The sequence below is a fragment of the Rhizobium sp. AQ_MP genome, assembly GCF_014237835.1.
Lineage (GTDB): Bacteria > Pseudomonadota > Alphaproteobacteria > Rhizobiales > Rhizobiaceae > Allorhizobium.
Window position 1 is genome coordinate 112,398 of record NZ_JACJVI010000016.1, and the last position, 11,098, is coordinate 123,495.

General features: G+C 59.5%; 7 protein-coding genes. 5 read left to right on the plus strand and 2 right to left on the minus strand.

What is annotated here, in order from left to right:
• Positions 1–101: 101 nt before the first annotated feature.
• The 5 genes from H6M51_RS19875 to H6M51_RS19895 all read left to right on the plus strand — a co-directional run bounded on the left by H6M51_RS19875 (position 102) and on the right by H6M51_RS19895 (position 6,724).
• Entirely contained in the window at positions 102–1,562 is a 1,461-nt protein-coding gene (locus H6M51_RS19875) for a TolC family protein (RefSeq protein WP_246780594.1), read from the plus strand.
• Position 1,563: 1 nt separating this feature from the next.
• On the plus strand, positions 1,564–2,700 hold the full coding sequence (locus H6M51_RS19880; RefSeq protein ID WP_185811535.1) for an ABC transporter permease: 1,137 nt from the start codon (positions 1,564–1,566) through the stop codon (positions 2,698–2,700).
• Positions 2,701–2,703: 3 nt separating this feature from the next.
• Positions 2,704–3,417 (plus strand): ABC transporter ATP-binding protein, encoded by a 714-nt coding sequence (locus H6M51_RS19885; RefSeq protein ID WP_185811536.1) that lies wholly within the window; start codon positions 2,704–2,706, stop codon positions 3,415–3,417.
• Between the two features lie 4 nt (positions 3,418–3,421).
• Positions 3,422–4,342 (plus strand): efflux RND transporter periplasmic adaptor subunit, encoded by a 921-nt coding sequence (locus tag H6M51_RS19890; protein WP_185811537.1) that lies wholly within the window; start codon positions 3,422–3,424, stop codon positions 4,340–4,342.
• Positions 4,343–4,945: 603 nt separating this feature from the next.
• Positions 4,946–6,724 (plus strand): ABC transporter ATP-binding protein, encoded by a 1,779-nt coding sequence (locus tag H6M51_RS19895; RefSeq protein WP_185811538.1) that lies wholly within the window; start codon positions 4,946–4,948, stop codon positions 6,722–6,724.
• A gap of 214 nt (positions 6,725–6,938) precedes the next feature.
• Here H6M51_RS19895 and H6M51_RS19900 read toward each other — a convergent pair whose 3' ends face one another.
• Positions 6,939–9,857, minus strand: a complete 2,919-nt coding sequence (locus H6M51_RS19900; protein WP_185811539.1) for a bifunctional diguanylate cyclase/phosphodiesterase — start codon at positions 9,855–9,857, stop codon at positions 6,939–6,941.
• A gap of 38 nt (positions 9,858–9,895) precedes the next feature.
• Entirely contained in the window at positions 9,896–11,020 is a 1,125-nt protein-coding gene (locus H6M51_RS19905) for a cadherin repeat domain-containing protein (protein WP_185811540.1), read from the minus strand.
• Between the last annotated feature and the right edge of the window lie 78 nt (positions 11,021–11,098).

An 11,098-nucleotide genomic window follows, 5' to 3' on the forward strand; every position in this document is an offset into this window, starting at 1 on the left:
CAGTAAAACGTGGTGACCGCGACAGCTCCCTTTCGGGGAGGCGGCAGTGATGGCGATCAATGACGGTCTCCTTAGGTAATGAGTGTTTCATGTGGTCCAAAATGAGCAGGTTGCATCATCACCTCGTCGCTCCCATCGGAACGACAGACGGCTCGATCTTTAAGCGGCATCGATGGGTGATCTTTGGCCTGCTGCTGACCTCCTGCCAGAATGGTCCTGCAACACTCTCAGACATTGCCACGTCCCTGCCCTCGCAGCAGGTTGCGGAGACTGGCGTTCAGCTGCAACGGCCGCAGCGACAAGCCTGGTGGCTGGCACTCAACGACAGACAGCTCAACCAGATCGTCGCCAGCGTGGAAAAGGACAATCTGTCGATCGCTCAGGCCCGCGAGCGTCTGGCTGCAGCCTCGGCCGTCGCACATTCTGCATCATCGCAGTTCTTGCCCAACGTCGGTCTTTCAGGGTCGGCAACGGGTGCAAACGTCAAATCGAAAGTCGATGACATCTCCCGACGTCCGGCTCAGCTCAATCTTGAGACGACGTGGGAGATCGCACTTTTTGGCCAGGACGGTTTGGCGCGGCAATCCGCTGATCTGGAACGGCAGATGGCCGCCGAAGACGTCAACGCGGCAAAGCTGTCGATCACCGCGGAAGCCGCCATCAGTTACGTGCGGCTAAGGGCACTCCAGCATCAGCGCCAGAGTTTGGACCTCCTCTCATCGGCCACCGCTCGGGCAAGAAACATCGCAGTGGTCCGCTCCACAAGCGGACTGGGTACCCGTCTGGAAGCGGAGACCGCAGATGTCGACAGCGCGGCAGTCGAGATGAAGAAGCGTGCCCTCGACAGCGCAATTGCAGACGAGATCCAGCGCATTGCCATTCTGCAGGGCTTGCCCGAAGGCGACGCCGCCTTGGCAGCCGCAGCACCCCAACCGGTGGCAAGCAACGCTTCCGTGGCACAAATTCCGGCGGACGCGCTCCGGCAACGTCCAGATGTTCAAAGAGCTGAACTGGCCGTTCTGAAAGCCGGCGCCGAGGTTGGAATTGCCGAGTCGGATCTTTATCCGAAGCTTCATCTGTCCGGAATGATCGGACTGGGATCACCAGTCTCAGGCTCCATCCTGGGAGTGATGGGTGGACCGTCCCTTCAGATGCCCATCTTCGACTACGGCAAGCGCCTGGATATCGTCGAGGCGAGGAAGGCGCAGATGCGAGAGGCCGTCGCGGCCTATCGCCAGGCCGTTCTTGCGGCCCATGGCGAAGCCTCGTCTGCCCTTCGTGCTCTGAATGTTGCGCGTCTCGAAACGGCACGCGCGAAGGCCAGCCATGCTGCGGCCAGGAAGAATCTCAAAGCTGCGGAACGCCTGGCCCATGAGGGGCTCTCGGATCCCTCGCTCCTCGTTACGCGCCAGATCGCGACGGCAGAGGCCAATCAGCTCGTCATTCAGGCCATCAGAGATGAAGCAGAAGCGCTGATCGCGGTCGCAAGGGCAACGGGGGGCAGTCTGACCGGCATGCCCAAAGCTGCTGCACCTTATCCTGCCGTGCCGGGACGCAGTTGACATGTCGATCTCGATCGCACGCAAGACACTGCTGCACGAATGGCGTCGCTTTCTTCCTGCCACGATCGCCATTGCCTTCTCCGGCGTCCTGATGAGTGTTCAGGGCGCCCTGCTGCTTGGCATCGTCGGCGCAAATAGTCTCTACGTGACGCAATCCACCGCCACGTACTGGGTCGGATTTCCAGGGACGCAAAGCGTTGATCTTGGACGCACGATCCCGGCCAGTGTTGCAACGGATCTCTATGCCCAACCGGCGATTTCGCATGTCGAACCGATCCTGTTCGGGTCGGGCGACTGGAGAGGAACAATCGGTGGTGGGGGTGTCAGCGTTACCGTGCTGGGCATAGACACGTCGGGCGACGCTGAAGCCCTGGCCCGCATCGTTCCCAATCAGCTTCGAAACGCCCTGAGTGAGCCAAGCACGGTTGTGGTCGACATCGCGGACGCGTCGAAACTCTCGACGAAGAAGGGCGGGGTCGCTGAAGTGAACGGACGCTCCGTGCGCATCGTCGGCTACATAGATGGGCTTCGTGGCTTGGGGGGTGTCAATGTGGTCGCCTCGCTGGAAACCGCGCGTCAACTGGATCAGAGCCTTCCCAGCAACGGAGGCGCCACCTATTTCCTCTACGACGTCAAGCCGGGCATGAGCGGTTCCACCGTACAGGAGCAACTGAACAGCTTCAGCGATGTCCGTCGCTTCGAAGTCTGGTCGGCAGAGGAACTCGCATCGATGACCACGATGTATATGCTCCTCGATTCGGGTGCGGGCATTGCGTTCATCTTCGCGACCTTGATCGCTGTCATGATCGGCGCCGTCATCACGAGTCAGACCTTGATGGCGGCAGTCGCAGGCACCGTTCCTCAATACGCCACCCTCAGGGCTCTGGGTGTTCCGTTCGACCGCTTGAGAATCATCGTGATCGAACAGGCGGGTTGGGTCGCTCTCTTTGGCTTTGTCATCAGCCTGATCTTGAGTGTGGCAATCGCCATAATAGCGTCGATCTACCGCGTTCCCTTCGAATTGCGCTTCAGCATCGTCGCGGCTGCCTCGACTGTGGTTCTTCTTGTTGCGGCGGTTGCCTGCTTGCTTGCGATTCACCGCTTGCGGGACACCGATCCCGCCACGCTTTTGAGGTAAGACATGTTGCCTGTCCTCAGCGCCCAAAACCTTTCGAAGTCCTTCACGATCCATAATATTCACATGAAGGCCCTGTCGAATGTCTCGGTCGACATCTTTCCGGGCGACTTCACCTTGCTGATTGGGCCATCCGGCTGCGGCAAAAGCACGCTCCTCGCCATCCTCAGCGGGATGACCATGCCCGATGAAGGGTCCGTCCATGCTCGGAATGTGCCGCTCTCGTCTCTGCGCGACTCTGACCGCGATAGATTCCGCCTGAGGTTTTGTGGCTTCGTCTTTCAAGGTTTCAACCTCTTCCCCGGCTTGACGGCCGTGGAGCAGGTGCAGGTACCTCTCGATTACATGGCCGTTCCTGCGGCGGAAGCACGCGAACGGGCTGTTGCTGCTCTGGCCAGCGTGGGCCTTTCGAAGAGAAGCCATTTGCGACCGGCAGAAATGTCAGGGGGCGAGAAGCAGCGTGTCGCCATAGCCCGGGCAATCGTCAAGAAGCCCGCCATCCTGTTCGCAGACGAACCGACCAGCGCGCTCGACAGCGAAAACGGGCGAAACATCGTCGCGATACTCCAGTCGATAGCCAGGACATCAGGCTCGGCGGTGCTGTGTGTGTCACACGACATGCGTCTCGTGAAACAGGCGGATCGAGTCCTCCAGATGGAAGATGGCCGCCTGCTCCGAGATATCCGCCCTTCTTCCAGTCAAAGTTCCACAGGGTCTTAAACAAATGAAATTTCTCCCTCGCATGAAACGACCTGCGGTACCTACGGTCTGCGCCGTCGTCCTGGGCATCGCACTTGTCTATGTCACAGCGCTTTCTCCGAATGCGGAAGAGGAGACCGACAGGACTGACCTGGTCGGCCCTCCCATCCAGGCTGCGGCTCGAGGGGTCGTGGATATTCCGGGCGGCCTTTTGCGCATCACTTCGCCTCGCGATGGTATCGTCGCCTCGCTGCTGGTGAGCGAAGGCGATCAGGTGAAGGCAGGCGATGTGCTGGCCGTGCTCGATTCTGCCCAGGAAGAGTTTTCCGCGCGGGTTGCATCGGAGGAAGCGCTACAGGCGGAGCAGCAGCATGAACTGCTCCAATTGAAGATGGCGAACCTTTCGCGCCAGGCAGACCGCATCAAACGCGCAGCAGCGGGAAATGCCATCTCCGATCAAGCCCTCGATGAGGCCCTCGCCGCCAGAGATCACCTTGCCGTCGAACTCAAGGTAGCGGCTTCCGTTGTCGCAGCTGCGCGGATCCGGCGGGATATGGCGGCGCGCGAAGTCGAGATGCGAACAATCCGCGCTCCCGTAAACGGTTCCATTATCCGGCAGGGGATCAAGGCCGGCGAGTTTGCCACCGCGAATGGCGCAACTGAGATGTTCACGATCCTCCCGGAAGGTCAGAAGATCGTCAGGGCGGAAATCCCTGAGCAGTTCCTTGACCGGGTGAAGCCTGGTGTTCCGGTCGAAATCGTGCAGGAGGACAGAACAGGAAAAGGATATCAGGGACGCATCAGCCGTATTTCTCCGGTCTTGATGCAGTCGACGGGGATGCCGGGGGAACGCAACGACATCCGCACAGCAACCTCGATTGTCATGGTCAGCCCGGATGCGCCCTTCCGGGTAGGGCAACGCGTGATCATCCGCGTCTACAAATAACGCGGATGCCTCGAATTCAGGCATGACAATCGAGAGACGCCGCCGGTAGCTTCGCTGCCGAAGATGGCGGAAACGTCGAGAAATGGCGTGACCGCCTTCTCCGAGGCAACCGAGAGGTCCTCGATCGGATCCTGATAGGTCCGATGGGTCCGATGTGCCGTCCACGGGAGGCTGGCCCTCCGATGAAAAGAGGAGCTTCGCCAGCTATTCGGTCCCGCTTGACCTGATGGCTGGCGTATCTGTCCTGTCAGACGGTGAACCTTGCTTGAGGAGGCTTCGCCGGTTCGGCTGATCCGGCCCCCTGCCGCTTCCTGCGTTTTCGAGATACATCTGCCTCCGGATACGATCTGCGCAATATCTCGACGAAATCTCCACAGAGCCGTGGTGAGTGCCATTCCATGAAATGGCTGTCAGCCTCCGCAAACCGTGTTCGGCCCCGCTCTGCTGTGGTGATTTCCTTCATCCGCCCGCAGCTGCAGCAGGACGCCCCCTGAAACGTCATGCAGGTGTCGCGAACATTGCCGGCTTGGGAGATGCGTTAACCCGCTGGATGCGATGCTGAAATGCTGTCTTGGACAATCCAGAGAACAATGAGATCAGACCATGCATGACCCGGATGACAACTTCGAGGATTACGAGGCTTCGGCACAGCGCCACACGCCCTGGAGGCGCGTCCTGGCCCTCTTTCGTCCCCATAAAACGGCCCTGCTGGTCGTACTCGGCCTGATCATCCTCGCTGGTATTGCGGGTGCGACGACGCCCTTCATGATGCGCGCGATCATCGATAACGCCTTGCCGGCCCGCGATGCCGGCCTCCTGGTCTGGCTCTGCCTCGGACTTTTCGGCGTCGCCATCTTGGCCGCCGTTGCCGGCGTGCTGCAAGCCTACGTCTCGACCCATATCGGCCAGCAGCTCATGCATGAGCTGCGGGTTGCGCTATATGAGCATCTGCAATCGCTTTCGCTTGCCTTTTTTGCCACGGCGCGCACCGGCGAGGTGCAGTCGCGCATGTCGAGCGACATTGCCGGCCTTCAATCCCTGTTCACGAATACCGCAACGGACGTCGCCCGCAATGTCAGTGTCGTGCTAACGACCGTTGTCGCCATGATCCTGCTCGACTGGCGCCTGGCGCTTGCCTCGCTTGCCTTCATGCCGATCCTGCTCTGGCTCAACAATCGCGTGGCTTCGGTGCGCGAGCGGCTGACCTTCGAGCAGCAGGAGCGGATTGCCGACATGTCTGCGACGGTGACGGAGTCGCTCTCGGCGGGCGGTTTCATCCTCGCCCGCACCATGGGCCGCGCACGCCATCTCACACGGCTGTTCCGCGAAACCTCGTCCGACGTCGCGCGGCTTGAGCTGCGATCCCATACGGCCGGACAGTGGGAATTCGCCCTCATCATGTTTGCGCTCGATATCCTGCCGGCCCTGACCTTCCTCATTGGCGGGCTGATGCTGGCAAAGGGCTTCGGCGTTTCGATTGGTACCCTGGTTGCGCTCATCGCCTTGCAGGAACAGCTGCTTTGGCCGATGCTCGAGCTGTTCGAGGCGCGGGTAGAACTGCGCAAAGCCAGAGCTCTGTTGACGCGGGTCTTCGGCTACCTTGATACGAAACCGACACTCGTCGAGCCTGCCCATCCGGTCGACGTCGATGTGAACAGCCTTCGGGGCGCGATCGCCTTCGAAGACGTCTCGTTCTCCTATCCCGCATCGGAGCGCCAGACGCTCGACCATATCACCTTGCGCATGGAGGCGGGCACGCACACGGCAATCGTCGGCAGCACCGGTTCTGGAAAGAGCACGCTCGGTTATCTGCTGGCACGCCTCTACGATCCAGACAGCGGCCGTGTGATGCTGGACGGCATCGACATCAAGGATTTCAGCTTTGAAACCCTCTCGCACATCATCGGTGTCGTGACCCAGGATCCGTTCCTTCTCAATGCCAGCATCGAGGAGAATCTGCGCTTTGCCAAACCGGAGGCATCACCGGCCGAGATCGCGCAGGCACTCCAACTTGCGCAGCTGACCGAGAAGGTGGCGAGCCTGCCCCGCGGTCTACAGACCGAAGTCGGCGAACGCGGATACCAGTTTTCAGGCGGTGAAAGGCAGCGGCTGTCTTTGGCCCGCACGATCCTGCGCAATCCGCGCATCCTCCTGCTCGACGAGGCAACAAGCGCGCTCGATCCCCAGACCGAGAATGCACTGTCTGCGGCGCTTGCGGCGCGTCACAATCGCACGGTGGTTTCGATCGCGCATCGCCTGTCGACGGTGCGCCACGCAGACCAGATCGTGGTACTCGAAGACGGCCGCATCGTCGAAATCGGAAATCACGATCAGCTGATTGCCGCCAATGGACGCTACCGCCAGCTTGCGACGATAGGCTGACCACCTCGTCGGTCTCATCTCTGGCCCAATGCCCCACCTGCATGATCTGCACTCTGCCGATCATGCAGGTGGACGAGGGTCCCGCCGGCCGCGCTTCCAGGATCAGATCGGGGTGGGTGGGGCGCACTTCTTCGGCTTGGACGGTCAGACCGGCTGCGGTCGCCCTATGGCCCCGACAAGCTCCGAGGTCTCCTTTCGAGTGAGCGATGACAGCTCAAACGGCGCGCTTCAGTTCGACCGCTGTGCTTTCCCTTTGAAACACGCGTAGCCACTCAAGGAACTGCTGATCGGGCAAGGCCCTGGAGATGAGAAAACCCTGAACATTGTGGCAGCCCATCTCGGCCAACAACTCGAGCTGCTGTGGCGTTTCCACCCCTTCCGCGGTCACCTTGGCGCCGATCTTGCGCGAGAGATCCGCGATTGTCGTCACCAGAATCTGATTGGCCTGATTGGTTTCGATCGACTGGACAAAGCTTTTGTCGATCTTGATGGTGTCCGGGTTCAAGTCGAGCAGATGAGCCAGAGACGACTGACCGGTCCCGAAATCATCCAGCGCAATATGGAAGCCATAAGTCTGGAGCGTCCTGAGGATTTCCGAGGTCTGCGCGATGTCGGTCACCATTGCCGACTCCGTCATTTCAAGCTGGATGGAGGCAGGATTGACTGCGTGAGCCTCTGCCAGTTTCAGGATACTGGAGATGATGTCTCTACCCTTGAGCTGCTCGGCGGAAATGTTGATCGAGATCAGCGGAACGGTCAAGCCATGTCGGTGCCAGTCGCTGATCAAGGCAAATGCCCTTCCGAACACGTATTCACTCACGTCATGAATAAGACCGGTCTTTTCCGCAACCTGGATCACGGTATCGATCGATGTGTTCTTCAGATGTTCGTTGGATGAGCGCAGAAGGACTTCCGCTCCGGAAACATCTCCGGTGCCCAAATTGATGATCGGCTGGAAATGCAGCTGGAATTCCCTGTTCAGCAGAGCCTGCCGGATGCCCTTCTCCACCGCATTCCGCTCATCGACAACACGGGCCATGTTGGACGAGAAGATCTGGAAAGTGTGGTCGCCTTCCTGCCGTGACGCCAGTCGCTGTGCGGCGATCGCGTTTTCAATCAATGCGTCAGCGCTCTGAACGTCATTGGAGTAGAGGCAGGCACCGACACTGAAGCGGACCGGAGGACCGCCTATGATGGAATTGAAGAGCGAAGATAGCTTCTCGACGAGGCGCTGCAAAACCCAGAACAGAGAACCGGAGTCGCTTGTCTGCGTGAGCTCGATCAGGAACATACTCGCGTCAATCGGCAGAATGGAGACCTTTCGCTCTTTCCCCGACATCAGCGACACCATGTCAGCATCCCTGAATATGGCATCGAGACTGTCGGACGCGTTCCGCATCACTTCGGCCGATACACGTGGACCGAAACGGACCTCGCACTCGCTTTGCGAGTCAAGATTGACGCAAATGACGGCAACAGCATCTTGATCACCGCCCGACTGGATCAGCGATTTCTGAACACGGCGCGTGAAGATTTCCAGTGGCGTTTTCTGCTTCGCGACCGGATTGACCTGCAGCTTTGAAGCTTCGCCACCGCTTGGGCCAGACGAAGATTGGTGTTCCGCCTCATGGCCTGTGTCGAGGTTCTGCGTCGACGGGTTCCAGATGACGGCCCGGTCCCTTCCCGCCTTCTTGGCTGAATAGAGAGCCTGGTCTGCGTTGTTGACCGCAGCGTGAACGGTCCCCGCCCGCCCATCGACGGCCGCTATCCCGATACTGATGGACAGGGTCTTGTCTTGTTTCAGCCAGGCTGGCGACCTTTGCTTTACCAGGTGTCGGAGTTCTTCGGCCACTTGCTTGGCCGCATTGATGTCAGCCCCATCGAGGACCATACAGAATTCTTCGCCCCCGTAGCGACCGACCAGGTCTTCTGGCCCCCCGGCTTCCAGCAGAGCATGGCCCAGGCCGGCGATGACATCGTCGCCAACAGCATGGCCGTATGTGTCGTTGACGCTCTTGAAGTGGTCCACGTCAATCATGAGGCAGGTCAGATCGCGGCCGGACAAAAAAGCGGACTGATACAGCTGCTCAAACTGTTCAAACAATGCTCGGCGATTGAGACAGGTTGTGAGCGGGTCATGATTTGCGAGATATTTCAGTTGATTGTTCTGTTTCTTGATCTCTGTCTCGGACTGCTGAAGCTTGTTGTAGGCGATCGAGAGATCGCGATTCTTACGCTCGATAGCCGTCACATCCTTGAACGTCACCAGAGCTCCATGAACCGTTATGCCATCGGGCGAAATGCTGGTCGCATTGACCAGAATGTTCACGATGTCGCCGCTCTCGCGCCGCAGGTTCATGGGAACGTCAGTGACGGTCTTGTTTTCGCGAAGCGCGGTCAACCATGGCAGCTCCGCAAGCTCGCTCTCCCTCTTCAGCTTTCGCCAGAGCAAGGCACTCAGGTCACGGTCGATGAGCATCTTATCATCACTGTCGAGTATTTTTGCCAGAGACTGATTGACGAGGAGAATATTGCCCCGCCGGTCTACGACCGCGACGCCATCGGACAGCGTATCGAAGGCGCTTTGCACACGGGACGGTACCGTCGTCGTCATGTCGAGTAACCGCATGCTCCGCCGGAGGACCAGGAACATGCCGGCGAAGGAAGACGCACCGACGAAGCCGCAAAACAGAAGCAGGTCGAATGGAATGCCAAGCAGGGGCAACCGCGAGTCGAGCGGCTGAAACACGATTTCGACGCCGCCCCATACCCCCGTGCCATCCGAGATCGGGACATGAACATGCGTCTGGGTCGATCGTCCCCCTTCTGTTCCAGTCCAGAACCCGTCGTGATCTGCCGTCGCCACCACAAGTTCGCCCGAAACCCTCCTGAGCCCGATGGACCTGACGGAGCCGTCCCGCCGTTGAACAGCAGAAATGGTGTCGTGGATGATCTCGATCTCGTCTCTGGCTGCTGCGGTGGCAATTTGCAGGGTGAGTGCTTCCGCTACCCTGGCCCTGGCCTCGAGCTGGTAGGCAAGCCGATCCGGAACCAGACCGAGAAGAGCGGCAATTGAGACTATGCTGAGCACCAGGAGCGTCATCGACAGTGCGAGACCGAATGCCGGTGCCATGTATTGACCCGATGAGGACGGTGAACGACGCAACAGGTTCAAGCTGACATTCCTTGCATGCTGTTCGCCGGCCGGCGAGAGAACATGTCACCGACAACATCCTGATCGCCGTCAATGCTCCTGCGAGCGATGACGATCAGCATCGGATTGAAGAAACTGAGAGTGGGAACAGAAGCCATCAGCGCGGTGGCAAGCGCCCCGCCCCGCAGGGCCCAGGCCACAACGCCCGCGGATAGAGCGACGCTGCTACCGATCGTCAGGCTGCGCACTTCCATCCCCAGGAATTGATCCTGCTTCAGAAGGCCCGCGCTTGCCTCACTCATCGATCTCCACAATTTTTCCTGGTTGAGGTCAGAGAGATCGAGACGGATCTGGAACACCGGATTGAGAGCCGGAACAAGCGCAGGCCCAAACTGCGTCAGGTCGAACTCGCCAAGCAGTGGGATATCATCGAAACGCGGAAAGCTCTCCACGTTGCCGTTCCCTTCGCTGGGCGCCGAACCCGGCCGGTCTCCCTGCGGACCCGGCAGATCGGCCTGCGTCTTGCTAACGAAGAAGTCCGGCAGCATCGGTTCGGCAGCCGGTGCCCCCAACAGATCAACACTGCCCTCAAGTTCGGTTTGCTCGTCAAGCGCCGCCAGAACCGTGTTCGGACTCTGGATAAACGTGTGATCGGTCGCAAGATGCGAGGTTGGATCGCCGGTAACAACCGCGATGATCTGCTGTTGTACGAAGCCCCCATTTCCGTCGCTGATTTGGATCGTTACCTCGTAATAATTGTTTCCGTCTGCGTCAGATGGCGCACTGAACCGAGGAGGGATCGTAAACGAAAGCACGCCTGTAAAGGCATCGAGGTTGAACAGCCCTGCATCCGCTCCTCCGACGATTTGATAGGTTAAACTGACGCTATCCACATCGGTGGCTGCAATTTGGGTGACCAATGTCTGGTTCTCATCGACATTGATCAGAGCGACTGGATCTCCGCCGTTGCTGGTGATGGTAGGAGCGTCGTTGACATTCGTCACCGTCGCGGTCGACGACGAGGTCAGCGGACCCTCGGACGTGCCCCTGGCATCGACATAGGAGACCGCCACGCTCATCAGCGCACCGACATCGCTGTCGCCGAGCGTATAGGTCGAGCCCGTCGCCCCGCCGATCGCCACAGGGCCCGAGCCCGTGTTGCGATACCACTGGTAGCTGAAGGCGCCGAGACCGTCGGCATCCGTGATGCCCGACGTATC